This window comes from Methylobacterium sp. 391_Methyba4 (assembly GCF_029691625.1).
Lineage (GTDB): Bacteria > Pseudomonadota > Alphaproteobacteria > Rhizobiales > Beijerinckiaceae > Methylobacterium > Methylobacterium fujisawaense.
Genome location: NZ_CP121475.1, coordinates 704386 through 728734 on the forward strand (window position 1 = coordinate 704386; position 24349 = coordinate 728734).

The 24349-nt window shown below is 67.4% G+C and carries 20 protein-coding genes and 1 pseudogene; 11 read left to right on the top strand and 10 right to left on the bottom strand.

Annotation, left to right across the window (positions count from 1 at the left end; translation table 11 throughout):
• Window positions 1–21: 21 nt before the first annotated feature.
• Window positions 22–1062 carry a glycosyltransferase family 4 protein gene (locus P9K36_RS03370; RefSeq protein WP_347568048.1) on the top strand — a complete coding sequence of 347 codons (1041 nt, stop codon included), beginning with the start codon at window positions 22–24 and terminating at the stop codon, window positions 1060–1062.
• Window positions 1062–2246 carry a glycosyltransferase family 4 protein gene (locus P9K36_RS03375; RefSeq protein ID WP_111474252.1) on the top strand — a complete coding sequence of 395 codons (1185 nt, stop codon included), beginning with the start codon at window positions 1062–1064 and terminating at the stop codon, window positions 2244–2246. Before P9K36_RS03370 ends, P9K36_RS03375 begins: the two co-directional genes overlap by 1 nt.
• Window positions 2247–2283: 37 nt before the next feature.
• Here P9K36_RS03375 and P9K36_RS03380 read toward each other — a convergent pair whose 3' ends face one another.
• Window positions 2284–3267: a hypothetical protein gene (locus tag P9K36_RS03380; RefSeq protein ID WP_111474251.1), complete on the bottom strand. Its 984-nt coding sequence runs from the start codon at window positions 3265–3267 to the stop codon at window positions 2284–2286.
• Between the two features lie 92 nt (window positions 3268–3359).
• Between P9K36_RS03380 and P9K36_RS03385 the strand changes: the two genes are divergently transcribed.
• The 4 genes and pseudogenes from P9K36_RS03385 to P9K36_RS03400 form a co-directional block, all read left to right on the top strand.
• Window positions 3360–4004: a hypothetical protein gene (locus P9K36_RS03385; RefSeq protein WP_043755499.1), complete on the top strand. Its 645-nt coding sequence runs from the start codon at window positions 3360–3362 to the stop codon at window positions 4002–4004.
• Window positions 4005–4008: 4 nt separating this feature from the next.
• Window positions 4009–4653, top strand: a complete 645-nt coding sequence (locus P9K36_RS03390; RefSeq protein ID WP_043755501.1) for a hypothetical protein — start codon at window positions 4009–4011, stop codon at window positions 4651–4653.
• A 404-nt stretch (window positions 4654–5057) separates the two neighbouring features.
• The gene (locus tag P9K36_RS03395) at window positions 5058–6383 is read left to right on the top strand and encodes an IS701 family transposase (protein WP_278306564.1); all 1326 of its coding nucleotides are present in this window, start codon (window positions 5058–5060) and stop codon (window positions 6381–6383) included.
• A gap of 64 nt (window positions 6384–6447) precedes the next feature.
• Window positions 6448–7230: pseudogene (locus P9K36_RS03400) on the top strand (IS5 family transposase); the annotation flags it as partial.
• 172 nt (window positions 7231–7402) lie between these two features.
• On the opposite strand, the gene P9K36_RS03405 reads toward P9K36_RS03400, so the two are convergent.
• From P9K36_RS03405 to P9K36_RS03435, 7 genes are all read right to left on the bottom strand, one after another.
• Window positions 7403–8716, bottom strand: coding sequence for an MFS transporter (locus P9K36_RS03405; RefSeq protein ID WP_244447735.1), 1314 nt, complete (start codon window positions 8714–8716; stop codon window positions 7403–7405).
• 140 nt (window positions 8717–8856) lie between these two features.
• On the bottom strand, window positions 8857–9753 hold the full coding sequence (locus P9K36_RS03410) for an MBL fold metallo-hydrolase (protein WP_043755503.1): 897 nt from the start codon (window positions 9751–9753) through the stop codon (window positions 8857–8859).
• On the bottom strand, window positions 9750–11087 hold the full coding sequence (locus P9K36_RS03415; RefSeq protein WP_100794073.1) for an MFS transporter: 1338 nt from the start codon (window positions 11085–11087) through the stop codon (window positions 9750–9752). Before P9K36_RS03415 ends, P9K36_RS03410 begins: the two co-directional genes overlap by 4 nt.
• Window positions 11088–11142: 55 nt before the next feature.
• On the bottom strand, window positions 11143–11472 hold the full coding sequence (locus P9K36_RS03420) for a DUF4387 domain-containing protein (protein ID WP_043755507.1): 330 nt from the start codon (window positions 11470–11472) through the stop codon (window positions 11143–11145).
• Between the two features lie 2 nt (window positions 11473–11474).
• Window positions 11475–12842: an acyclic terpene utilization AtuA family protein gene (locus P9K36_RS03425; protein ID WP_043755509.1), complete on the bottom strand. Its 1368-nt coding sequence runs from the start codon at window positions 12840–12842 to the stop codon at window positions 11475–11477.
• 25 nt (window positions 12843–12867) lie between these two features.
• The gene (locus P9K36_RS03430; protein ID WP_052083539.1) at window positions 12868–13419 is read right to left on the bottom strand and encodes a flavin reductase family protein; all 552 of its coding nucleotides are present in this window, start codon (window positions 13417–13419) and stop codon (window positions 12868–12870) included.
• A complete protein-coding gene (locus P9K36_RS03435) occupies window positions 13416–14786 on the bottom strand; it encodes an LLM class flavin-dependent oxidoreductase (protein WP_338037314.1) in 1371 nt (456 codons plus the stop codon). The genes P9K36_RS03430 and P9K36_RS03435 overlap by 4 nt, the downstream gene beginning before the upstream one ends.
• 255 nt (window positions 14787–15041) lie before the next feature.
• Between P9K36_RS03435 and P9K36_RS03440 the strand changes: the two genes are divergently transcribed.
• Window positions 15042–16025 (top strand): LacI family DNA-binding transcriptional regulator, encoded by a 984-nt coding sequence (locus P9K36_RS03440; RefSeq protein WP_205782310.1) that lies wholly within the window; start codon window positions 15042–15044, stop codon window positions 16023–16025.
• 451 nt (window positions 16026–16476) lie between these two features.
• Here the strand turns inward: P9K36_RS03440 and P9K36_RS03445 are convergent, their stop codons facing one another.
• Window positions 16477–18045, bottom strand: a complete 1569-nt coding sequence (locus P9K36_RS03445) for a winged helix-turn-helix domain-containing protein (RefSeq protein ID WP_043755513.1) — start codon at window positions 18043–18045, stop codon at window positions 16477–16479.
• Between the two features lie 154 nt (window positions 18046–18199).
• Here P9K36_RS03445 and P9K36_RS03450 point away from each other — a divergent pair, with 154 nt between their 5' ends.
• The 3 genes from P9K36_RS03450 (at window position 18200) to P9K36_RS03460 (ending at window position 21584) form a co-directional block, all read left to right on the top strand.
• A complete protein-coding gene (locus P9K36_RS03450; protein WP_043755515.1) occupies window positions 18200–19240 on the top strand; it encodes an alpha/beta hydrolase in 1041 nt (346 codons plus the stop codon).
• Window positions 19230–19751, top strand: a complete 522-nt coding sequence (locus tag P9K36_RS03455; protein WP_205782309.1) for a cytochrome P460 family protein — start codon at window positions 19230–19232, stop codon at window positions 19749–19751. The genes P9K36_RS03450 and P9K36_RS03455 overlap by 11 nt, the downstream gene beginning before the upstream one ends.
• 174 nt (window positions 19752–19925) lie before the next feature.
• Complete coding sequence (locus tag P9K36_RS03460) at window positions 19926–21584, top strand: ABC-F family ATP-binding cassette domain-containing protein (RefSeq protein WP_100793897.1); 1659 nt, start codon at window positions 19926–19928, stop codon at window positions 21582–21584.
• Between the two features lie 219 nt (window positions 21585–21803).
• Here P9K36_RS03460 and argC read toward each other — a convergent pair whose 3' ends face one another.
• A complete protein-coding gene (gene argC / locus P9K36_RS03465; protein WP_278306565.1) occupies window positions 21804–22778 on the bottom strand; it encodes an N-acetyl-gamma-glutamyl-phosphate reductase in 975 nt (324 codons plus the stop codon).
• Window positions 22779–23362: 584 nt separating this feature from the next.
• On the opposite strand from argC, the gene P9K36_RS03470 reads away from it, so the two are divergent.
• On the top strand, window positions 23363–23677 hold the full coding sequence (locus P9K36_RS03470; protein ID WP_205782308.1) for a GNAT family N-acetyltransferase: 315 nt from the start codon (window positions 23363–23365) through the stop codon (window positions 23675–23677).
• Window positions 23678–24349: the final 672 nt, after the last annotated feature.

Sequence of the window (24349 nt, forward strand, 5' to 3'; positions counted from 1 at the left end):
AACATATGTAAAGAGGTTGCCGTGCTTCGCGTCGCGCAGGTCGCTCCGAACATTTTTCCCGTTCCCCCAGACCATCACGGCGGCACCGAGCGGGTTGTGCACGATCTCAGCACGGCGCTACGAAGCTTGGGTGTGGAACTAACATTATTCGCCCCATCGGACAGTGCGACAGACTTACCGCGCGTCGGCAATTACCCGAGTCTCGCGGCGCTGGAACGGCAACACGGGCGCGTCGCACCCGGGGTGCCCGCCGCCCTGGAGGCTCTGCAGCTGGAGGACCTGCGGCAGCGGCTCGACGATTTCGACATCGTCCATTGCCACAGCGAATTCGCCCACGCGGCGCTGCTGGGCGCGCGGCGCCGACGCAGCCTGACCACCATCCACTGGCGGGTCGACGAGCTCGACCGGGCCTTGTTCTTCCAGGGTTTTCCCGACCTGCCCGTCGCGGCGATCTCGGCCGCGCAGGCGACCGGCATCCCGGCCGTGAACCTGGCCGGCATCGTCCATCACGGCATTGACCGGGCGCGCTACGCCTTCCGCGCCGCGCCGGACGACCATGTCGCCTTCGTGGGTCGCATGACCGACCAGAAGCGGCCCGACGTGGCGATCCGGGTCGCCCGCGCCGCCGGTCTGCCGATCCGGCTCGGCGGCACGATCGATGTCGGCAACCCGGACTATTTCGACCGCTGCGTGCGTCCCCTGCTGAGCGTCGACGCGACCTATCTCGGGCCCGTCGACGATACCCGGAAGGGCGAGCTCCTGGGCGGCGCCCGGGCGCTCCTGTTCCCGATCGACTGGCCCGAGCCCTTCGGCCTCGTGATGATCGAGGCGATGGCCTGCGGCACTCCGGTGGTCGCCTGGAACCGCGGCTCGGTTCCCGAGATCGTCGAGGACGGGGTGACGGGCTTCATCGTCTCCAGCGAAGCCGAGGCGGTCGCGGCCCTCGCCCGGATCGGGCAGCTCGACCGCGCCGCGATCCGCCGCCGGTTCGAGGAGCGCTTCACCGCCGAACGCATGGCCCGGGATTACCTCGCCCTCTACTACCGCCTGCGCGCAGCCTGATGCGCACCGCCTTCCTGGCCTGGGACTACCCGCCATCGCCGAGCGGGCTCTCCACCGCGGCCCGAGAGATCGCCGAGAGCCTTGCGCAGGCAGGCGCGGAGGTGACGGTGTTCACCCTCGACCGGACCGGACACGAACGGATCGGCGGCGTCACCGTGTCGGGGCTCGCCCTGGCGCCTGGCAGCTCCCTCGCGCGCCTGCGCCTCTGGGGCTCCGCCGGCCATCTCGCCGCCCCGCTCGCCTTCCGGCGTGCCGTGCTCGAGGCGCATCGCCGAGGGCCCTTCGCCGTGATCGAGGCGACCAATTGGTATGCGCCGGCTGCCCTGCTCGCCGACCGGCGGGATCTGCCGCTGGTGACCCGCAGCTCCACGCCGGCCGCCTTCACCCGTGACCCGGCCGGCAGCCTGCGGAACCGCCTCGACGGCTGGACGGCTGACCGCCTGGAGCGTCGGCAGGCTCAGGCGAGCGCTGGGCTCATCGCAAACACCGCGACGCATGCGGGGGTGATCGCCCGTTGCTACGGGCTGACCGGGCGGCAGCCCGAGGCGGTGATCGGTCTCAGCCTGCCCCCCGAGGTCGCCGAGGCCGCGAGTGGCGCCCCCTATCCGGAGGCGGCGGAACCGATCCGCCTGCTCTTCGTCGGGCGGGCGGAGGCGCGGAAGGGGTTCGATGCCCTTCTCGGCGCGGTCGCGATCCTCGGTGCCGAGTGGGCGAGGGGCGCGCTGCCCGCCTTCCGGCTCGACCTCGTTGGGGTGCCGCCGGACGATCTCCCGGCCGATCTGCCCGATGTGGCGCGGCCGCACATCCGGGCCCGGGGCCGGATCGACGGCCGGGCGCTGTCGGCGGCCTACGCCGAGTCTCACGCGGTGCTGGCGCCCTCGCGCTACGAGAGTTTCGGCCTCGTCTACCAGGAAGCGCTCGCCTACGGCCGGCCGGTCGTGGCCTGCGCCGAGGATGCGAGCGCCCGCGCCTTCGTCGGCGTGCCCGGCGCCGGCCCCCTGGCCGCGGCCGCGACCGGGCCGGCCCTCGCCGACGCCCTGCGTCCGCTCCTCACCGATCCGGACCTGCGCCGCGCCTATCGCGCCCGCGCCCTGGCGGCGGCCGGGCGCTTCAGCCGGGCGAGCCTCGGGCGCGAGACCCTGGCGCTCTACGAACGGGCGATCACGGCGGCGCGGGGCGGCTGATCGTGCAGCCGCGGCAGATCCGGTCCGCTCCGACCCGTCAGTCTGCGTAGGGGCGCAGCAACGCGGCCTCTTCCTCCGGACGTCCGCGCCCGGGATCGAGCGCCTCGTAGCGCCGCGACCGTGCCCGGACATGGGCCGCGCTCAGGCGATGCTCGATGCCGCCGTGCAGGGCGATGAGGCTCCCGGGCCAGCCACGGTCGAGAACCGGGCGCTCATGGACGCGGCCGGCGTAGACCAGATGGGTGCGGTTCAACCGATACTGGACATCCGGGAACACGTCCGAGAGGACGCCGTCGACCCGGTTCGCCCGGGCGAGGCCGATCGAGACGACAGCCTCCGCCTCGGCCAGGGCCGCCAGGGCGGGCAGCAAGCGGCCGGTCGCCGGGCCGAGCGCCTCGTCGGCGTCGAGCTGCAGCATCCAGCCGTGGCGGGCGAGGCCCTGGAGAGCATTGCGCTGCGCGGCGAAATCCCCGTCCAGGGGGCGGGCGGCCACGCGCACCGCCCCCGCGGCGAAGCCCGCGACCGGGACCGGCACCGCCGCCCGCGCCGGCCCGTCGATCAAGATCGCGACGTCGTCCGTCCAGCCAGCCTGCGCCGGCAGCGAGGCCAGGACGGCGTCCCGGTCCGCCGGACGGCAGAGGAGACCGAGGGACACCGGGCGCCGGTCGGCGGCTTCGAGGGCGAACAGCTCAGCGTCGGCCGCCCGGGTACCGTGGGGGTGTCGGAGTTCCGCGCGGCCGGCCGCGTCGCGGGGACGGACGCCGAGCCGCCAACGGGTCGCGGCGCTACGCAGGGTATAGAGGTCGAGGCCGTAGGGCGCCTCCAGGTCGGGCGCGAAGACGGGACCGGCGAGGCTTCGGGCCAGATGCGCGCGGCAGGCCTCCGGGGCCGCGCCGTGCGCGAGCAGGACCCCGCAGGCGTTGCAGGCCAGCGGGAAGGCGCGGCGCGCGCCGCCCGGATAGGACAGGGTCCGGTCGCTCGGCCCGATCATGGCGGCGGCACAGACGAAACACCGGCGCATGATCCCATCTCCGACGCCCGCGATCCAGCAGAGGGGCCTGGATGCGTCGGGCCCGCGCCTTACCTCCGCGGTTCCCATAACCCCTGCCGCACGTGATCCCGGACGTCGACTCCCTCCCTGCCGGACGCGCCGGCCTACCAGCCGACGGGTCCCTCGCCATCGTGGGCAACGCGCCCGGAGCGGGTGCGTGCGCAGCCGCGATCGATGCGGCGGACAGCGTGGTCCGCTTCAACAACGCGCTCGGCTTCGGCGGCGGCACCGGCCACCGCGTCACGCATCTCGCCCTGGTCAACCGCGGCGGCCAGCCGCGGGAATGGCTGGCGGACCGGCGCTTCCTCGAGCGCCCGGTGGTCCGCGCCGCGCAGGCCTTCATCCTGCCCTTCCCGATGCTGCCGGCGGAGCACAACGTCCCCGAGCCGATCTGCTGGACCCGCGAGCTTCTGGCGCGGCTGCGTCCGTTGGGCCGCCCGGTCCTCCTCCTGCCCGAGACGCTGCACCAGCAGGCTCACGCCCTGCTCGGCCCGCGCACGGCGGGACACCCGAACCCGAGCACCGGCTTCCTCGTGACGCTCGCGCTGCTGCTCGGCCGCCCGGCGGGTGCAGGACCGGCGCAGGTCTTCGGCTTTGGTTTCGACGGCTGGCCCGGTCATCCCTGGGCGGCCGAGCGCGCATGGTTCGCCGAGGCTGAGGCGGCCGGACGCATCCGTGTGCATCCACCATCTCTGACCGAGCAATAACGTCATGACCACGCTGATCACCGTCCTGAAGGGCGGCGGGCGCTACGACGCCACCTGGGTCGCCCGCCTCGCAGGCGGCATCCGCCGTCATGCCCCGGCTTTCGAACGGATCGTCTGTCTTACGGACCTGCCAGTGGCCGTCGCGGGCGTGGAGACGATCCCGCTCCGGCACGCTTGGTCGGCCTGGTGGGCGAAGATGGAGGCGTTCCGGCCCGGTCTCAGCACGGGTCCGACCCTCCTGTGCGACCTTGATACGGTGCTGACCGGCCCAGCCGATGCCCTCGCCGAGCCCGGCCTCGCCGCGATGGAGGACTTTTTCCACGCGGGGCGCCTCTCCAGTGCGCTGCTGCGCTGGTCCGGGGACGAGCTCGCATCGCTTTACACGACCTTCGCGGCCGACCCCGACCGCTGGATGAGCCCAGGATCCTGCGGCCCCGTGCCGAACGCGGTGCATGGCGATCAGGTCGTCATCGACCACCTGCTGCGTCGGAGCGGGCGGCAACCGGATTTCATCCAGCGCCTCCATCCCGGCCTGCTCGATTTCTATGACCCCCGGCGCGATTCCCATAGCCCGGTCGTGATCTTTATCGGAGCGGCGAAGCCGGATACGGCAACTGGAGCCGTGCATGCTGCGTGGACGCGTAGCTGATGGAGGATTCCCTGCGCTGTCTCGGCTACAACTTCGGGAGCGTAATCGTGATCAGGTCGGCCGCGGGTGAAGACGACCTATCTGGACAGAAGCTCCGAAGCTGCCCTTCGCCTACGGGCTACGTTCTCGCATGATCCTACGCGTGCCAGTGGGTCGCAGTCGGGCAAGGAGAATGTCCGCATTTCGGGCGGCGGCATTCCGAAGCGGAATGGCAGGTTTCGGCCAGACCACGTCACGCCGACCCACAAATGCGCGCAGGAGCAATCGTTCCGCTTGGCGCCCACTACGGCCATTAGCTGCCGGTCGGCGGCATCTCCGAAGCAGACATCGGCTAGCACTACCTGGGCACTTTGGAGGGCGTTGGGCGTTCTGATCCTGCAGCGGCGGCACTGCGGGAGACGGACATGGCCGAGAGACCGTCGGGGCAGGATCTCGATGCGTGGCTGGTGCCTTTCCTGGCGGCGATGGGGCGCAAGACGCGGCGGACCTGGGCTCCGCTGTACCTGCGCGGCCTGCTCGGCCCCGGGGATCGCAAGAGCCTGCAGCCGATGGCCGCCCGTCTCGGGCTGCCAGGTCACGACCAACTGCAGCACTTCATCGCCAGCCCGGCCTGGGACGACGGCCCGCTCTGGGCGGAACTCACCCGTACCGCGGACCGGCTGGTCGGCGGATCCGACGCCTGCCTGGTGATCGACGATACGGCGCTGCCGAAGAAGGGCACGCGCTCGGTGGGCGTGGCGCGCCAGTACTGCGGGCACCTCGGCAAGAAGGCCAACTGCCAGTCGCTCGTCTCCCTCACCCTGGCGCGGGGCGAGGTGCCCGTCCCGGTTTGCCTGCACCTGTTCCTGCCGGAGGAGTGGGTCGCCAACCCGAAGCGGTGTCAGCGGGCAGGTGTGCCCGAGGCGGCGGTGGTGCCGCAAAGCAAGGGCGAGATCGCGCTTGCCGAACTCGACCGCCTGCAGGCCGAAGGCGTCCGCTTCGGTGTGGTACTGGCCGATGCCGGCTACGGCTGTAGCGCCGTGTTTCGGCATGGCCTCGACGCGCGCGGGCTGACCTGGGCGGTGGGGATCGCCAAGAACCAGAAGGTCTACGATCCCGACGTGCGGCTGGTGGAGCCGGGCGGGAGGGCGCGCAGACCCGTGCCGGATCAGGAGCCGCAGGAGGCCGAGGCGGTTCTCGCTGCGCTGCCGTGGCGGCGCGTGGCGTGGCGGCAGGGCACGAAGGGCGCGCTCGCGGCCCGGTTTGCCATGACCCGCGTGCGGGTGGGCGACGGTCCGATCTGGGGCAACAACCGCCATCTGCCGGGCGCCGAGGTCTGGTTGGTGGGCGAGTGGCGCGCCTCGGGCGAGCGCAAGTACTACCTCTCGAACCTGCCGCCCCGCACGACCCGGCGCGCCCTGGCCGGCACAATCAAGGCGCGCTGGGTGTGCGAGCAGGGCCACCAGCAGTTGAAGGAGGAACTGGGCCTCGACCACTTCGAGGGCCGCTCCTGGACTGGCCTGCACCGGCACGCGCTGATGACGTGCATCGCCTGCGCCTACCTGCAGCACCTGCGCCTGGCTGGGCCCGACCGGACGGATGGGGGAAAAAAAGGTGGCTGGCCTACCGGGACCGCCACCGTCTCCGAGCCTGCCCGCCGTGCGGCAGGCCATCATCGGCCGCCTGTTCGTCGGCCTCATCCCACCGGTGCGATGCCCGCACTGTCGCCGCCGCTTCCGGCTGCCGTCTGACCTCAAAGTGCCCAGGTAGTGCTAGAGGCTGTTACGAACCTGCGGCTGCGCCAGTTTTGGCAGGATGCAGTCCCGCCGTGCCTATCCGTCCGATGTCAGCGATGAAGAATGGGCGCTGGTCGCCCCCTACCTGACCTTACTTCCCGAAACGGCCGCTCAGCGCGATCACAATCTGCGGGAGGTGTTCAACGGGCTGCGCTACGTGGTGCGATACGGCGTGGCTTGGCGTGCGATGCCCCACGATCTGCCGCCCTGGCACGCGGTGTACGATCAAGCCCAACGCTGGCTGAGGGCGGGCTGCTTCGAGACCTTGGTCCACGACCTGCGCGCCGTGCTGCGCCTGGCTTAGGGCCGGACCGAGGAACCTTCGGCCGTGGTCCTCGACAGCCGGACGCTGCGCTCGACGCCCGAGAGTGGGGCCCGCGCCGCTTGGGACGGCCATAAGCGCACCCGGGGATCGAAACTGCACGCGGCCGTCGATACGCTCGGGCAGGTGCTGGCGTTGCACGTCACGCCCGCCAATGCCGACGACCGCGCCGCCGTGGCGAGGTTGGCTGATGCCGTGCAGGAGGCGACCGGCGACAGCGTGAACCTCGCCTATGTCGATCAGGGCTACACAGGAGAGCGTGCGGCGAAGGCAGCAGCCGATCACGGCATCGCTATGGAGGTTGTGAAGCTACCCGAGGCCAAGCGCGGTTTCGTGCTGCTGCCACGCAGATGGGTCGTCGAGCGTGCCTTCGCTTGGATGGCCCGCTTCCGCCGATTGACTCGCGACTACGAGCGCCTGCCAGCCACTTTGGCCGGATTGCACCTCGTCGCCTTCAGCGTCCTGCTCCTCCGCAGGGCCGCTGACTTCGCTGCAGTCCGTAACAGCCTCTACTCCGAAGCGGACTGGCAGCTTTCGGCCAGGAACGGTCGGCTGCTTTGCGCCCATTGCAGATGCGTGGCGTCCAAAATTCATGAGCCGAAAGCAGACGTCCACTCAGCCGGGTGGACGTCTGGCCCGTGTGGAACTGCCGTCAAGCCGATTGTCGCACGCGAGAGTGGATGATGATGTCGCTCGGCTCGGTGCTGACGGCCTCCAGGGCCATGCCCTTCGTCTCGACCCCGAGCACGAAGACGACGACGCCCTGCACAAAGAGCCCGGCAGAGATCAGGCCCAAGACGGCCGTGATTCCACCCTGCATGTACAGAAAGGCGATCAGGAATGGGATGCCGATGTTGGCGAGGCGCCCGGCTGTGCTGCACAGACCCACGCCCCGCAGGCGGATCTCCGTCGGAAAGAGCTCGGGCACGTAGGCGGCGATGCTAAGCGCGCCGAGGATGAAGACGCAGGCCACGAGGCAGAATCCGAGCCCCATGACCAGCGCGGGGTGATCTGCCTGCGGGTAAGCCAAGCCGATCGCGAGGGCCACGAAGGAGAACAGGACGATTCCCCTTTTGCGCCCGAGGCTCTCGGCCAGCAGGCAGCCGATGAAGGCGCCGAGCGGTGCCCCGAGCGTCATGACGGCAGTAAAGCCGAGAGACTTCGTGACGGTCATCCCCTGAGCCAGGAAGAAGGTCGGCATCCAGGTGATGAAGCCGTGGGTGATGAGGTTGTTGACGATGTTGATGACGATACCCGTCACCGTTCGGCTCAGGAGTTGGCCCTGGAACAAGGCGGAGAGCGGAACGCTCGGGGCGGCGATCGGGGTGTGGACGGCCGGCACGGGCGCAACCTGCGATCCGTAGACCTGTTCCTCGATGCGGCGGGTGATGGCCTCGGCCTCGGCGTGGCGGCCCTTCGATTCAAGCCACCGGGGCGATTCCGGCATGTTCTTCCGGAGCAGCCAGACGATCCCGGCGCCGATCCCGGCTATGGCGAACATCCAGCGCCAGCCGAGATAGGGGATGATCAGAAAGCCGCCGAAGGTCGCCGCGAACAGGGCCGAGTTGGTGAAGACCGCGAGCAGCGCCGCGAACCGGCCGCGGATCGCGGGCGGCATGAACTCGGACAGGGTGCCGTAGCCCACGACGATTTCCGCCCCGAGCCCGAGCCCCATGACGAAGCGGAAGCCCGTCAGCCACAGGATGTCGGGAGCGAAGGCCGCCGCCATCGAGGCGATCCCGAAGATCGCGAGGTTGAACTGGTAGGTGAAACGCCGTCCATAGCGGTCCCCCAGGATGCCCGCGAGCCAGGCGCCGACGGTCATGCCTGCGAACGTCGCCGAGATGAACCACGCGTTCCGGTCGACGTCCGAGAGTCCCTCGCGGACCAGGGCTCCGAGGACCCCGGCGGCGAGGTAGATGTCGAACCCGTCGAAGAACATGCCTGCTCCGACGAGGAACAGCATGCGCGTGTGAAACCTGCTTCGGGGCAAACTATCCAGGCGATGCCCGATGGACGATCTCGTCATGGTTGCGTCCTCCCTCGCCGCCGAGCCGCATCGGCCCGGGGTCGTTGTGATGTCTCCAGGTCGTCCGGGCTGAAGCTTCAGCCGTCCGCTTCGGCCTCCTCGCAGAGAAACCGGAAGGCGAAGCCATCGCCACGCGTCGCGATGCGCGCCGCGTGGGGCGCCATGAAGTGCCCTGGGAAGAGGACGCCTTCCGCTTCCGCCAACTGCGCCAGAAGCCGGCGGCGCGTCAGCGCGGCCGTGGCCGGGTCGATGCAGCCCATGCAGCTCCATTCGGGATGGAACACCTGGACGGGGTGATGAATGATGTCGCCCGTGAACGCCCCGGCCTCCGGTCCGCAGCGGAGCCAGACCGCCACGTGCCCCGGCGTATGGCCGGGCGCCGGCGCGAGGTGGAGAACGCCTTCGAGGACGTGATCCTCATCGACGACGAGGGCGCGCCCCGCCTCGAGGATAGGCAGCACGCTGTCGCGGTAAGCCTGCAGATGCGGGCCGCGCGCGCCTTTCTCGTGTTCGGCCTGCCAGAACGCGTGCTCCGTCCGACCGAACACGTAGGTTGCGTTCGGAAAGGTCGGCACCCAGCGCCCGTCGATGAGCCGCGTATTCCAGCCGACATGGTCGGCATGGAGATGCGTGCACAGAACGTAGTCGATGTCATCCGGGGTGGCCCCGGCCTCCGCGAGGCGGTCTAGGAATGCGGTCGACAGGTTGCACCAGTCGGGCCGGGCGTCCCGAACCTTGCCGTTGCCGACGCAACCGTCGATCAGGATCCGCTTGCCCTCGGTCTCCACGAGCCAGGAATGCATCGAGAGCAGGATGCGCCGGCTTGCCGGATCGAAATGGTGGGGGGCCATCCAGCGTTCGTGGGCCGCGATCTCCGCTTCGGTCGCAAGGGGGAAGAAGCGCAGCACATCGAAGCTCGAATCGACCATCTCGACGATCGGCGTGACGGTCGCGCGCCCGACCCGGAACGTCATGCCACCGCCTCCCGCAGGACGAAGCCGTCGGGCTCTCCCGTCCCGGACGCGACGGCGCCGAGTTCGTGACCTGCAGCCTCGCGCAGCGGCCGAATGCACAGCACCGACACCACGGACGCGGCGGCGATGTAGCCGGCGAGCGGCCACCAGCTCCCCGACCAGGCCCAGAGCGCCGCCGCGAGGACCGGCGTCGGACCGCTCCAGATTACCGTGGCAAACTGGTAGGCGACGGACACGCCGCTATAGCGGATCGGAGCCTCGTACTGCTCGGCGAACAGGCTCGGCTGGACCGCCTGCGTGGTCGCTTGCCCGAAGACGAGGCCGCCGACGAGCGCCAAAGTAATGAGAGTCGCGCTGCCGGTCCCGATCAGCAGGAAGAACGGCACGATGAACAGCCCGGTGAAGACCATCCCGCCGGCGAAGACGCGCTTGCGGCCGATGCGATCGGACAGCGCACCGAAGAACGGCTGCGCCACGAGGCAGGCCGTGGCGGCGATCATGAGGGCGTTCAGCACCACGGGCCGGGGCACCCCGATGGCGGTCGTCATGTAGGCGAGGGCCCAGACGGCGAAGACGTGAAAGGAGGTGTTTTCAGCGGCCTGGGAGCCGATCACCAGGGCCGTCAGGCGCTTGCGATGCCCGATGATCGCGCCGATCGGCAGGGCTTCCCGCCGCCCTGACTGCTTGAGCCGCTGGAAGCTCGGCGACTCGGCCAGACGGCGGCGAATGACGATGCCGACGACGAGGAGCAGGCCACTCAGCAGGAACGGCACGCGCCAGCCCCAGTCGGCGAATTGCTCCGGGCTCGTCGATGCGGTCACAACCGCCATGACGCCGGAGGACAGCAGAAGGGCCGCAGGAATCCCCATTTGCGGCCAGCTTCCGTAGAATCCGCGCCGCTCCGGCCGCGCGTGCTCCACAACCATGAGCGTGGCGCCACCCCACTCCCCGCCGACGGCGAAGCCCTGGAAGAAGCGAAGGGCGGTGAGCAGGACCGGCGCCCAGAGCCCGACCGTCTCGTAGGTCGGCAGCAAGCCGATCAGGAAGGTCACCGCGCCCATCATGCCGAGGCTCAGCACCAGCATGGCTTTGCGGCCGATCCGGTCGCCGTAATGCCCGAAGACGATGCCGCCGATCGGCCGCGCCACGAACCCCACCGCGAAGGTCGCGAACGAGGCAATCATGCCGGTCGTAGCGTCCGCGGCTGGAAAGAAGAGCTTGTTGAAGATGAGAGCGGCGGCCGTCCCGAAGATGAAGAAGTCGTACCATTCGAGGGTCGAACCGATGAAGCTGGCCAACGCGACCTTGCGCGTGTCCATGCTCTGCCTTTGCATGGCCATGTCCCTCCCTGTCTGTCCTTGCTCTTGTCGGCAGTGACGATCGGATGGTTCAGGCGGGCGATGGCCGGTCGATCGGAATCTCGACGTCGAGCAATGGCGCGTGCTGCTGGGCGCCGTAGACATCCGTGTCGCCGATGTCGCCGGCCGGCACGAGGCGCGGGAGGGTCGCCTTGAAGGCGGCAGCCGTGTCGTAGGGCGTGAACAGCACGTCCTCTTCCGCGACGCCATAGAGCTTGGCGAACAGGGCTGCGTTGAGCACGCCGGTCGCCTTCACCTGTCTGTAGACGTCATGGTCCTCGAACAAGACGTCGATCGTCACGAGGAACGGGCCGGCGTTCTTGCTCTTGCAGATCTGTGCGATGTCACGGATGCGCGGCATGATTACCCTCTTACCGTCTCGTATTCGATCGGGAACATCTCGTACGGGTCCTTCGGCGCGACCACGTGGAAGATGCTGAAGCGGTACATCGCCCCGAGTTCGATGTCCGACGGGCTGAACGGGAAGGCCATGTTGCCCTCCTTGCAGAGGCGGCCCGCGAAGTCGGCATGCAGCATCGAGGTGCGGGCCATCGCGACGACGGCGTTGGCGATGTCCTGGGTCCGGCCGACGATCTCGACGACGAAACCGAGTTCGTGCGAGGTGATCGCCTTCTGGGGTTCCCAGGCAGCCATCACACCGTCCTTGCCGTAGGTCCGCACCACCATCGTGTAGTCCGAGGGCGGGACGCCGAACGAGGCGGCCTTCGTCGCCACCGTCCTGCGGTGGGTTTCGAGGTAGCTGTCGATCTGACCGATCAGCACCGGGTCCCGCGTGCCGCAGATCGTGATCGCCCGGTAGCCGACGCGCTCCACGCCTTCGAGCTTCACCGTGTAGGTCGAGGCGGGTGTCCAGGTCATGCCGCCGACCCTGACGGCACGGTCGCTGATCGCCTCGAAAGTGCAGGCGCTGGTATCGAGGAGCCCGCCCGGCTCGGTGTGATGGATCGGGCTCGCGTTCTCGTGCAGGGCGAAATTCGCCACGGCGAGCGGCGTCGAGCGGCGGATCGGGTTCGGCGGCTCGCAGACGATGTGATCGTCGCGGACCCGGAGGAAGATGTTGTCCGGCTCCTTCGGAATGGTCGGCTCCGCGCCGCATTCCAGCATCTTGCCGGCGTACCAGGCGGGCGCGGGCGGGATGCCGGCGCGCATGGCCGGGGCGGCCCACTGAGCCGGATCGCTGGAGCGGCCCGCGAGGATGACCTGGGCCCCCTCGTCGAGGGCGCGGGCGAAGGGCTCAGGCCCCATCATGCCGACGATGCGCTCGGCGCGGTCGACGGTCGCCTGATCCAGGGGCTTCATCTTGCCGAGCGGCCGGGTCTTCTCCTCGGCGATGCGGTCGCACAGCCAATCCTTGGGCTGCTCGGAATGGATGAGGGCCATCTTGAACGAGAGGCCCTCCTCGCGGGCGATCTCCCGCACGAGGGCGGCCGTATCCTGCAGGTGGGGCTCGCCGCCCGCGCCGCCCGACGTGCCGATGATGCAGGGGATGCGCGCCGCGACCGCGGCCATCAGCATCAGGCGCAGGTCGCGCTTCACGGAGAGCCGCGAGGTGAAGGATTTGCCGGAGCCGAGATAGTACGGTCCGGGATCGGTGCTGCCGCCATCGCAGCCGATGACGTGCGGCTCCCACGTCATGCCGATCTTCAGCGATTCCTCGGCGAAACCGTAGCCGAGGATCCCGCTGGTGGAGAGCATCCGAAATTCGTTCACGAGCTGCTCCTGCCGTGGGGCGTCGTCACCGGGACGAAGCGTTGGCGGCGGTCTCGGCGAAGGTGCCGAACCGGCCGTCGAGGTAGAGAAGGGGGTTGCGCCGCGGGTTGGTCGCCGCCGACAGGACGCGGCCGATGAACACCGAGTGGGTGCCGTAGCGATGCTCCGCCTCCAGCGCACAATCGAAGCTCGCCAGGGCATCCTCGATGATCGGCGACCCGTCCGGCGCCTGCGTGCAGGTCAATTGGTCGAAGCGGTCCTCGCCCTTGAGCCCGGTCCGGCCCGCGAAGAGGCCCGCGACCGCCAAGTCCGCCTCGGCCAGGATGTTGACCGCGAACCGCGCCGTCCGGCAGATCACAGGATGGGCGCTGGCCGTTCCGTTCACGCAGACGAGCAACGTCGGCGGCGCATCGGTGAGGGAGCAGACCGCCGTCGCCGTCAGGCCGGTCCGCTCGCCAGGTTCGCCGCAGGTGATGATCGCGACGGCGCCCGGAACCTCCCGCATGCAGCGGCGGAACTCGTCCGGGTCGACATGTGCCGCGTCGTCGACCCGCTTCGGCTTGAGCCATGCACTCATGACGAACTCCCAACCTTGCGCCAGTCCCCGGCCTGGGGACGCGGAAGACCGAGATTCTCCCGCAGCGTCGTGCCGGCGTAATCCTTGTGGTAGAGGCCACGCCGCTGCAGTTCCGGCACGACGTAGCGGGTGAAGTCTTCGAAGGCACCGGGCGCGTGGGTCGCCGCGAGCACGAAGCCGTCGCAGGCTCCGCCCTGGAACCATTCCTCCATCTGGTCGGCGATGGATTTGGCCGTGCCGCAGAAGATCGGGAACTCGCCGATCGTGCCGCGTCCGGAGAAGTGGACGAAGTCCCGGACGGTGGGATTCTGCTTCCCGCTGAGGGCGACGACCCGGTCACGGAAGCCGCTCCAGGACAGGCGCGTCAGCTCCTCGTCGGTGAATTCCGAATCCGGGTCCTTCGAGTCGAAATCGAAGTTGAGCGCCTCGGAGAGCAGCACGACGGCATCGACGGGCTTGGCGAGGGCGCGGATGTATTCGCGGCGCTCCTCGGCGGCGGCCTGGCTGTCGCTGACGACGACGTAGCAGGCCGGGCACACGCTCACGCTGTTCGGATCCCGCCCCGCCGCTGCGATCGCGCTCTTGAGCTCCCGGTACTGCTTCCGGCCGGCTTCGAGGTTCGGATAGACGACGAAGATCAGCTCGCCCCAGCGGCTCGCGAAAGACCGGCCGCGGCCGCTCTGACCGGCCTGGATCAGCACCGGGTGGCCCTGAGGCGAGCGGGGCACCGGCAGCGGGCCCTTGGCCGCGAAGTACTGTCCCTTGTGGTTCAGGGCATGAACCTTGGCGGGATCGGCAAACTGTCCGGTCTGCTTGGCGAGGACGATCGCCCCGTCCTCCCAGCTGTCCCAGAGGCCCATGACGACCTCCATGAACTCGTCCGCCCGGTCGTAGCGAAGGTCGTGAGGCAGGTGCTCCGTGCGCCCGAAATTCGCGGCCTCGGAGTTGTTGAGCGACGTCACGACGTTCCAGGCAGCCCGCCCCTTGCTCATGAGATCCAGGGTGCCGAACAGGCGCGCGACGTGGAACGGCTCGTAATAGGTCGTGGAATACGTGACGCCGACACCGAGGCGGCTGGTCACGGCCGCCATCATGGTGAGGATGCAGAACGGGTCCATCTTCACGGCCCGAACGCCGTTGGCGACCGCGTCGCGGTAGTCGTCGGCATAGATATCCGGCATAGCAAGCCGGTCGTCAAAGAAGGTGAGGTGGAACTTGCCCTCCTCCATGACGCGGGCCAGGCGCTGGAAGTACTCCGGGGTCGTAAAATCCGTGGCACCGCCCGGGTGCCGCCAGGACCCTGGGGCAATGGAGCAGTTCTGCGCCTGCATGAACCCCACCATCTTGATCTGGCGCGTGTCGCTCACCCTGCGACCTCCCTGTTCGTTGCGATATCGCCGCCCCACCGGACTGAGGACCGGTGCGGCTCGACTTTGCGCAAACGTTTGCTCAACTGACCGTCAGAATTATTTCGATCGACGGGGCCCGTCAACGCAACGGGGCACGTGTCGGGCGCCAAAAGCCGGATATTTCGTTGTTGCGGTGCGCAACTATGCGCAAATTTTTGCGCATAAACTGGCAACTAACATGAGGCAGGGATGAGCGAGCGGAGAGCGACGATCGTGACCGTCGCGGAGGCGGCAGGGGTCGCCCCCTCGACCATTTCCCGCGCGTTGAGGGGCGATAAGCGGATCTCGCCAGAGACCCGCGCGCGCATCGCGCGGGTGGCGTCGGAACTCGGCTATACGCCCTACGCCTCGGCGAGGGCCCTGGCCTCGGGACAGAGTGGGTTGATCGGGGTCGTCGTCGGCCCGATCACGAATCCCTTCTATACTCAGCTGCTCTACGAGGCGGTGCGCCAGATCGGCGAGCGCGGAATGCGCCTGCTCGTCATCCACGCGGGCCCCGGCCCCCTGGAGAACAGTATGGCGGACGCCCTGCTCCAGTATCAGGTCGATGGGTGCCTCATCAGTTCGGTGGACCTGCCGTCCCACGTCGGAGCGGTCTGCGCGGCGAACGCCGTGCCGGTCGTCATGGTCAACCGCGTCGCGCAGGCGGATACCTGTGCGGTGGTGTGCGACAACGAATTCGGCTCCGTGCAACTCGGTGAGTTGCTCCTCCGCCGGGGGCGGCGCCGAACAGCTCTGGTCCGCACCTCGACCCCTTCCTCGACCGCCCGCGAGCGCGACGCCGGGTTCACGACCTTCATGCAGGCCGCCGGCCATCCGCCGGTGCTCCGCCTCGACGGCCAATCCTGTTACGAGGGCGGTTTCGCGGCGGGCCAGCAAATCGCGGCTTTGACGACGGCAGAGCGCCCCGACTCGGTTTACGCCGTAAGCGACATCATGGCCTACGGCGTCCTCGATGCCCTACGCTTGGCCGGCATCGCCGTCGGCCGGGACATCGCGGTCGTCGGCTTCGACGGCCTGCCACAATCGGCCCGGCCGATCTACAATCTGACGACGGTCGAACAGCCCATCGGGCCGATGATCAGCCGAGCGCTCGACCTGTTGCAAGCGCGGATGCGAGACAGGACGTTGCCGGATGAGACGATCTCCCTCCGAGGGCGGCTGATCGAACGTGGTTCGAGTCGATCCATTCCATGATCGCCGTGTGCCGCAAAGCAGATGATCCAATCGAGACGAATTTTTTAGGACAGATTTTCTGCAAGTTCGCCTTCATCAGGAATCACAAGCGGCTTTCGCTCAGCTTTAGCTCTGAACTATCATGAGCTCTGCGTCCGCGCGAAGCCATCACGCCGGGAAGCCCAAAAGACCAGGTAGGGTCGAGAGGAAGCTGTCCGCTCTTCGGGGGCTTTTTCGAAGCAAACCGACGGCTTTCGGCCAGACTACGTCACGCCCCATCGCGATCACGCGCAGAACTGGCCGTTCGGCTTGGCGCCTATGCCGGACACACAGGAACGAAGGTCAATCTCTCTGATGCGGACATGTCCTCACGAGGCTTCCAAGAGGGCAGATGGAAGGGAGCAGGACGTCATTGTGACGGAATCACCCGCGCCCGCAAGAAGCCGTTCGTCGGCGATCGCTCGCGTATTGTTCACTCCGGCAAGCCGGCGATCTGCAATGACTCGGCATAAGTCCTTGCCATGCTGGCGAGTGGAACTGGGATACGGGCGAAGAACGCGCTTACTGTCAGGTCCGGCTCGACACGAAGCAGTGTGCTGACAGCGATGCGCGCCTGCTCGGTCTGACCGAGCTTTACGAGAGCAACCGCTAGGACACGTAAGGCCACCGCAAAGCGGCCGTTCTGGGCCAGCGCCTGCTCAGCCGTGCGGGCAGCTTCCGCATAATCCTCGTCGATGACCGAGGCGAGGGCAAGAACGCCGGACATGAGCCAACCGCGCGGGTCTCGCGGGTTGAGCTTTTGCGCGCGCAGTGCCATCGCACGGCCCTCGTCCCGGTTGCCGCACATAGTCTCGATCCAGCCTGCCAGGGTCAGGGCCATCGCCGAGTTGGGGTTGATGAGCAGCGAGCGGCGAAAGAGAATGCGTGCGCGCTCGCGGTCGACTCCAGCCATGTTCCAGATGGCGAACGCCGCCATCCAGAGCACTTGAGCGTCTTCGGGCGCGATCTCGACGGCGCGCCACCCCGCGCTGACGGCGGCCCTGCGGTCGGTGTCCGTTTGATGCATCCACCCTTGGAAGTGGCATTGCGCGCGCGTGTAGGCGGCCGCGGCCAGGGCTTGCGCGTAGTCTGGGTCCACGACCAGGGCTTGGTCGAAATGATCCAGCGCCGCTAACAGGCTCTCCGCGGTGAACGCGGCCAAATGGGCGTAGGCCCGCAAGGTAAGGTCGTAGGCGTCGAGCTGCACCGGGCGTTCCCGCTGCAGGCGGCCGAGCTCGGCGCGCTGGAGGGTAGGCTCGATGACCGCGGCGACGCACTCCGCCACTCGGTCCTGCAGGTCGAACACGTCCTCCGGATCCCCGTCGAAGCGATCAGACCAGATGTAGGCTCCGGAGGCAGCGTCGATGAGCTGGCCGGTGATGCGCAGCCGCGTAGCGCTCCGGCGCACGCTGCCCGCGAGCACGTAGCCGACGCCGAGTTCCTGCCCGACTTGGCGAATATCGATGCTGGCACCTCGGTAGGTGAAGGAAGAATTGCTTGCGATCACGAACAGGCCGCTGCTTCGGGAGAGGGCAACGATGATCTCCTCGGCCATGCCTTGGCCGAAATAGTCCTGCGCTGGGTCGCCGCTGAGATTCGAGAAGGGCAGGACGGCGATTGCCGGCAACCGCGCAAAACGGAGCGCGCCGTGCGCCACGCCAATGGCTTCCTCTGTCCGGGCGCTGCCGTCAGCGACCTCCTGGACAGGAGCGACGAAGCGCAGGCCCTTCCTGGGCAGGGTTCGGATCAGCTGCTGCGCCGCGCCGGTGTCGCCGATCGCGGCGCGGGCGGCGTTGATGCGACTGCCGAGCGTCGCCTCGGAAACGATACGGCCGTGCCAGACTGCCTCGAGCAGGTCGTCGCGGGTGACTACCCGGTCGCGCGCCTCGATCAAGAACTTGAGAACGTCGAAGACCTGAGGCTCGACGGCGACAAGGGTCCCGTCCGTGCTCAGTTCGCGCCGGGTAGCATCAAGGGTGAAGGGTCCGAACCGGTAGATCACGAGGCGTCCGCGGCAGCGCGCGATGGCTTAGCACGCATGGTCTCCCGCATAAATCATGATGCTCTCAAGAGCGCGCCAATGCCCTCTCAAAGCGCGCCACCGCGGCTTAGGGCAGTCCGTGAAGCATCGAAGACGCCAAGTCAGGGAGCTGCTCATGCCGAGGGACATCCATCCCGATACCCACACTTGGAGCCGCCGCCGACTCCTCGGGACCGCTGTAGCGACCGTCGCCGTCGCGGAAGTGGGGCTCGTTAATGTTGCACGCGGGGAGACTGCGTCCATCGCGAAGGCCGGTCCCATGCCCGGCACGCTGAAGCAGATCGATGCCGGCGTGCTCAACGTCGGGTATGTCGAGGCCGGGCCGGCCGATGGCCCGGCGGTCATCTTGCTGCACGGCTGGCCCTACGACATCCACGCATTCGCGGAGGTCGTCCCGATCCTCACTGCAGCCGGATACCGGGTCATCATCCCCCATCTCCGCGGCTACGGCTCAACCCGCTTCTTAGCCCACGACGCGGTCCGTAACGGTGAGCAGGCCGCGCTGGCTGTCGATGTCATCGTCTTGATGGACGCCCTCGGTATCGCCCGGGCCGTTCTCGGCGGCTTTGACTGGGGAGCGCGGACGGCCGGCATCGTCGCGGCGCTCTGGCCGGAGCGGTGCAAGGCGCTGGTCTCGGTGAGCGGCTATCTGATCGGCAATCAGGAGGCCGGCAAGAAGCCGTTGCCGCCGAAGGCCGAGCTGTCTTGGTGGTATCAATTCTACTTCGCCACCAGCCGGGGACGGGCCGGCTACGAGGCATATCGGAAGGATTTCGCCCGACTAATCTGGCAGACCGCCTCACCGAGGTGGCGTTTCGATGACGCGACTTTCGAGCGGAGCGCTCAGGCCCTCGACAATCCGGACCACGTCAGCATCGTCATCCACAACTACCGGTGGCGGATCGGCCTTGCCGAAGGGGAACGGCAATACGAGGCTCTGGAGAACCGGCTGGCGCAAGCGCCGGACATTCGCGTGCCGACCATCACTCTGGAGGGGGACGCAAATGGCGCCCCGCATCCGCAGCCCGAGACTTACGCCAGGAAGTTTGCCGGCCGCTACGAGCACCGCCTGATCACCGGCGGCATTGGTCACAATCTCCCGCAGGAAGCGCCGCAGGCTTTTGCGCGTGCGGTGGTCGACGTCGATGGCTTCTGATTTCCGCATGCACCGGCGGCTGCTGGCCGCGGCAGCCCGTCTCACCGCCGGGTTCGCCCTTGTGTCAGCCGGCACTGCTCAGGACGTCGGAAAGCCGGCCTCACCAATCTATGGTGTCACGATCCCAGACGGCTATCGCAGGTGGCTTCTCATCGCCCCGGCCTCGGAGGGTGAACCACTCAACGAGCTGCGCGTCGTCCTGGGAAACGCGGTGGCGGCGGAAGCCTACACGCGCGGCACGCTGCCGTTCCCTGACGGGACGGTTTTGGTGAAGCTGGCTTGGAAGCATGTGGCCTCGCCCGAGTTCGAGGCGGCCACCGTGCCGGGGATGGCGACGACTGTGCAGGTGATGATGAAGGACTCGAAGCGCTACCCGGCCTCGGGTGGTTGGGGCTTCGGGCGTTTCGTCGACGGTAAGCCGGCCGACGAAGCGGAGCACCGAACCTGCTTCGCGTGTCACGAAGCGCGTGTGAAAGACCGCGACTACGTCTTCACACGCTACGCGCGTTGAGAGAATCCGGTGCAGAGAAACCACACAGTTCCCGGCGATGACTGTGATTTCGCCGAGCGCCTTGCGCCTCAAGGATTGTGAGTCTATTTGACAGCCGCTTATCAGAGTGCCGTCTCGCCATGTGATCCTCGCCCGAACCTGCTTTTTATCCAAGCCTGTTTCGGGAATAGATCCATGTCCGCGTTCATCACGCTTTCGCGCCTTTCCTGGTCGACGCCAGACGGCCGCCCGCTCTTTTCAGACATCAATCTCGCCTTCGGTCCCGAGCGGACCGGCCTGGTTGGACGTAACGGCGTTGGCAAGTCGACACTGCTCCGCTTGATCGCGGGCGATCTCCGACCGAGTGCCGGGTCGGTCTCGCGGCACGGCCGCTTGGGCGTCATGCGCCAGCTTGTCCACGTGGACGCATCTGAATGTGTCGCCGACCTATTTGGCGTCCGGCGCGATCTTGCGGTGCTGCGTCGAGCCGAGCGCGGCGAGGCCGACGCAGAGGATCTGGCCGATGCCGATTGGACGCTGGAAGCACGGCTTGAGGCGGCGCTCGCTCGCTTCGGCTTGGCGATTGCACTCGACACGCCTCTCGCGAGCCTGTCAGGCGGGCAACGCACCTGTGCTGCGCTCGCCGCCTTGGTATTTTCTCGACCAGACTTCCTGCTGCTCGATGAGCCTACGAACAACCTCGATCGAAAGGGTTGGGACGCAGTTGCCGCTCTGCTGGCCGATTGGCGCGGTGGAGCGCTCGTCGTCAGCCATGATCGGGCTCTTCTCGAGAGTATGGACACGATTGTGGAGGTCACGGCGCTTGCCACTAGCCGATACGGTGGCGGCTGGAGTGCATACCGTGCGCAGAAGGATCTGAAGCTCGCGGCCGCTGAGCACGACCTCGCCGATGCCGAGAAGCAAGTGGCCGCCGCCGCTCGTGCAGCACAGGTTGCTGCCGAGCGCAAGGCTCGTAAGGACAGCGTTGGTGCTCGCGCCGCCACCAAGGGCGACGCGCCGCGCATCCTGCTCGGCGCGCAGAAAAACCGCAGCGAGGCGACCGGTGGCGTCCAAGCCCGTCTGGCAGAGAATCGACTGGCCGAAGCCAACGCCAGTGCCGCCGTTGCGCGCGAACAACTTGAGGCCCTGCAGCAACTTCGGGTGACGCTCGCGCCGACGGGCCTGCCGGCCAACCGGCGAGTTCTCGTGCTGAAAAAGGTTACCGCGGGATATGCCCCAGACGCGCCCGTACTCCGTGATACGTCTCTAGCGATCGTCGGTCCAGAGCGCGTGGCAATTGTTGGACCGAATGGGTCCGGCAAGTCGACGCTTTTGCGCCTTCTTACAGGTTTGTTGAAACCTTGGTCCGGTGAAGTCGCGCTCTATGTTAAGTCCGTGATGCTGGATCAACGGGTCAGTCTGCTTGATCCAGGCGAGACAATCCTAGAGAATTTCAAGCGGCTCAATCCAACCGAAGGTGAGAATGCCTGCCGGGCAGCGCTGGCCCGGTTCCAGTTCCGGGCGAATGCCTCTCTGCAGTTCGTGCACAGTTTGAGCGGTGGGCAGATGCTCCGTGCCGGCCTCGCCTGTGTTCTGGGCGGTCGGGCTCCGCCGCCCCTGCTCATCCTAGACGAGCCAACGAATCATCTCGATATTGACTCGATCGAGGCTGTCGAGGCGGGGCTTACCGCATATGACGGTGCCCTACTCGTCGTCAGTCACGACGAACGATTTCTAGACGCGATCCAGATAGAGCGACGCCTCAGGCTGACTAGGTCGCTTGACTTGCGTCCAACCGACGGCAGCTTTCGGCAAGCGCCTGCGGCTGACCACACGGCTGGGTTGGGTCGGTAGGAGGCCGTCCGCTGTTCCGGCGGGCCTTCTCCGAACCGGTCATTCCGCTTACGGCCACTTCCGGCCTTGCTGGCTGGCGCGACTGAACGGCTAGGTTGGGTGGGAAACGGCCCGTCCGCTTCCGGGCAGCACACGGGCCGAAGCCGACATGCCGTCCTAACCCTTCCTCACATCACAGGCTTGCCGAGTGGATCGATAAACCGCTCAGGCTTGCCTTCATCATGGCCAAACCGGTGTGCCGTCGAGCCCCGTGGTCTCTGCCAGACCACAGATGAGGTTCGCGTTCTGCACCGCCTGACCGGCCGCGCCCTTGCCGAGGTTGTCGACGACCCCCATCGCGATCACGAGGTCGCGCTCGGGGTCGGCCGCGTAGCTGACGAACGCAAAGTTAGAACCCGTCGCCCACTTGGCCTGCGGCGGCTTGTCGGTCACGCGAACGAACGGCCGCCCAGCGTAGAAACGCCGTGCCGCGTCCAGGCACGCGTCCGTGGTGGTGCGACCGCGACAGTAGATGGTGGCGAGGACGCCGCGGGTCATCGGTACCAAGTGCGGGGTGAACACGAGACCGGCCGCGCTGCCGCCGCTCAGCCGTTCGATTGCCTTGGCCATCTCGGGCATGTGGACGTGCCGGAGTAGACCGTAGGGCACGAGGTTCTCGTTGCTCTCGGCATAGCCGAACTTGCTGTCGCCGCCGCGACCGGCTCCAGAGATGCCGGTCTTGGCATCGATCACGATGTTGCCGGGTTCGATCAACCCCTCGGCCAGCAGCGGTGCGAGCGCGGTCAGCGTAGCGGCGGGAAAGCAGCCGGGGTTGGCGATACGGCGCTGATCCCTGATTTGGTCCGGCCAGACGTCGGCGAGGCCGTACGCCCAACCCCCGACGAAGCGATGATCGCCACCGATATCGACGACCTTCACGTCCTCCGGCACGCGCGCCAGCGCCTCGGCCGAGGCACCCGTGGGAAGCGAGGCGAACAGCACGTCGAGCTTCGGCAGCGTCGCGGGATCCCATCTCGCAATCACGAGATCAGCGAGCTTGTCCGGCACACCGGAAAACCGGTCCATCAGACGGCTGCCGGCGCTGGCCTCGCCAGCGGCGTAGACGAGTTCGAACGACGGGTGGCTCGCGATCAAGCGCATGGCCTCGCCGCCGCCGAAGCCACTGATCCCGACGATGCCGACGCGGATACTCATGGTGGTGTCCTTCAAAGGGTTGGGAGCAGGGGTCTGGGCCAAAAGAAAACCCCCGGAGCCGGGGGGGCAGCGGGGGTTCGGGAACGTGTGCCGGGATCGTTCCGGCGGGAGAGGCCTACGGGGAGGCCGTCATTCCGCAGAAGGAAACCGGTCAGCACGCAGCCGAGAAGCCGCCGCAAAAGTGCAGCAGCGTCGGCGTCGGTTGCAGAAGGTCCAGTTCCCGATCATGCCCTGACACCCTGTCGTCCACCGCATCCAACGTCAAGCAGAATGCCTGCCAAGCACCTTGTGGACGTCGTTTGACTGCTTCTGATAAATCCTGGCGTCGCTCCGGTCGCCCGGTGTGGGTCGGGAGCGGGCTGTAGCCTGGGGCGGTTCAGACCAATGGGTGGGCCGTGGGTTTCCATATCCGCATTGCAGACGCCGATGATCTCGAACGACTGAGGTTCATCTCAGCGCATGCGCGAGAACGCTACAGGGCAGTTCCCGGGCTCTCTCAGATCGCAGACGCACTGCCACTATCCCCAAGCCGGTTCGAAGCTTGTCGCGTAGCGGCTGCCATTGACGATGCGAGGAAAGAGATCGTGGGCTTCGCCGCGATGCGAACGCTCGATGGCCCGCTCTATCTCGACAACATCTCGGTTGAAGCTGGCTCGTCGGGACGGGGAATCGGGAAGGCGCTGCTCAATGAGGTCCGCTCGCATGCTGCGAGCCTGAACGCACGGGCAGTGACGCTGACGACGTTCAGGGAGCCGGTCTGGAATGGACCGTGGTTCCGGCGCTACGGCTTCCAAACGATGCCGTTGGACCGCATTGGGCAGGGGCTATGGGGGGTCATAGATCACCAGGCCCGGACCTTTGATCCAGCCACCCGGGAGACGCTGTGGCAGCTGCTATAATGCCGCCTCATGCACCTAGCTGAAGCCGTCGGACGGCCGATAGGTGACCGCTTGCGTGAAGACGCCGCGGCTATCTGAACGGCTGGGTTGGGTCGAAGGCGGAACGGCCGTTCCAGCGCCGTTTCGATATCGTCCTCTTCTTCGTGGGTCGTACCCCAGGAGGGAACGACGACGATAGGACACCGGAATAAGCCATGTCTGCGACTATCGCTCACCAAATCGAACGCGAGGACGGTAGAGTCCGCTTGACGGTCCATCGTCGTGAGGTTGGCTTCTTCTTCTATACCGAAGACAGCTTCGAAGCCTGGGACGACACGCCTGCGGTTTGGCGAGAAGGATATCCTCCTTCCGGTCTCTTCGCGACGGTGGAGGAGGCTATGGCTGAGGCCAGAGCTATTATACCCTGGTTGCGAGCCGCCTCCACCAAAGGGCACGCACCACCCCAGCCCAAGTTGTCGGACGATGACTGACGGCCGCTTCTAGGAAACGCGAACTGCGCCCCCGGCGGCTGCGTTGGGTCGATTGCGGATCAACCACTTGGCTTGGATTGCCGCTGGTCCGCTCTTAAGCGTGGCTTGCGGAAAAGGACGCCACCGTTGCGCCCGCTCTCAACTCTCCTATGGCATTGAACCCTTGCTACAGACAGATTCCGATCATCAGGCAGCCTACAGT

What these genes read in the sequence shown, in the direction of transcription:
- P9K36_RS03390 (WP_043755501.1), top strand. Translation starts at nt 4,009, where the DNA reads ATGACCACGCTGATCACCGTCCTGAAGGGCGGCGGGCGCTACGACGCC.
- argC (WP_278306565.1), bottom strand. Translation starts at nt 22,778, where the DNA reads ATGAGTATCCGCGTCGGCATCGTCGGGATCAGTGGCTTCGGCGGCGGC.
- P9K36_RS03460 (WP_100793897.1), top strand. Translation starts at nt 19,926, where the DNA reads ATGTCCGCGTTCATCACGCTTTCGCGCCTTTCCTGGTCGACGCCAGAC.
- P9K36_RS03450 (WP_043755515.1), top strand. Translation starts at nt 18,200, where the DNA reads ATGCCGAGGGACATCCATCCCGATACCCACACTTGGAGCCGCCGCCGA.
- P9K36_RS03415 (WP_100794073.1), bottom strand. Translation starts at nt 11,087, where the DNA reads ATGCAAAGGCAGAGCATGGACACGCGCAAGGTCGCGTTGGCCAGCTTC.
- P9K36_RS03405 (WP_244447735.1), bottom strand. Translation starts at nt 8,716, where the DNA reads ATGCTGTTCCTCGTCGGAGCAGGCATGTTCTTCGACGGGTTCGACATC.
- P9K36_RS03410 (WP_043755503.1), bottom strand. Translation starts at nt 9,753, where the DNA reads ATGACGTTCCGGGTCGGGCGCGCGACCGTCACGCCGATCGTCGAGATG.
- P9K36_RS03455 (WP_205782309.1), top strand. Translation starts at nt 19,230, where the DNA reads ATGGCTTCTGATTTCCGCATGCACCGGCGGCTGCTGGCCGCGGCAGCC.
- P9K36_RS03420 (WP_043755507.1), bottom strand. Translation starts at nt 11,472, where the DNA reads ATGCCGCGCATCCGTGACATCGCACAGATCTGCAAGAGCAAGAACGCC.
- P9K36_RS03375 (WP_111474252.1), top strand. Translation starts at nt 1,062, where the DNA reads ATGCGCACCGCCTTCCTGGCCTGGGACTACCCGCCATCGCCGAGCGGG.
- P9K36_RS03395 (WP_278306564.1), top strand. Translation starts at nt 5,058, where the DNA reads ATGGCCGAGAGACCGTCGGGGCAGGATCTCGATGCGTGGCTGGTGCCT.
- P9K36_RS03430 (WP_052083539.1), bottom strand. Translation starts at nt 13,419, where the DNA reads ATGAGTGCATGGCTCAAGCCGAAGCGGGTCGACGACGCGGCACATGTC.
- P9K36_RS03380 (WP_111474251.1), bottom strand. Translation starts at nt 3,267, where the DNA reads ATGCGCCGGTGTTTCGTCTGTGCCGCCGCCATGATCGGGCCGAGCGAC.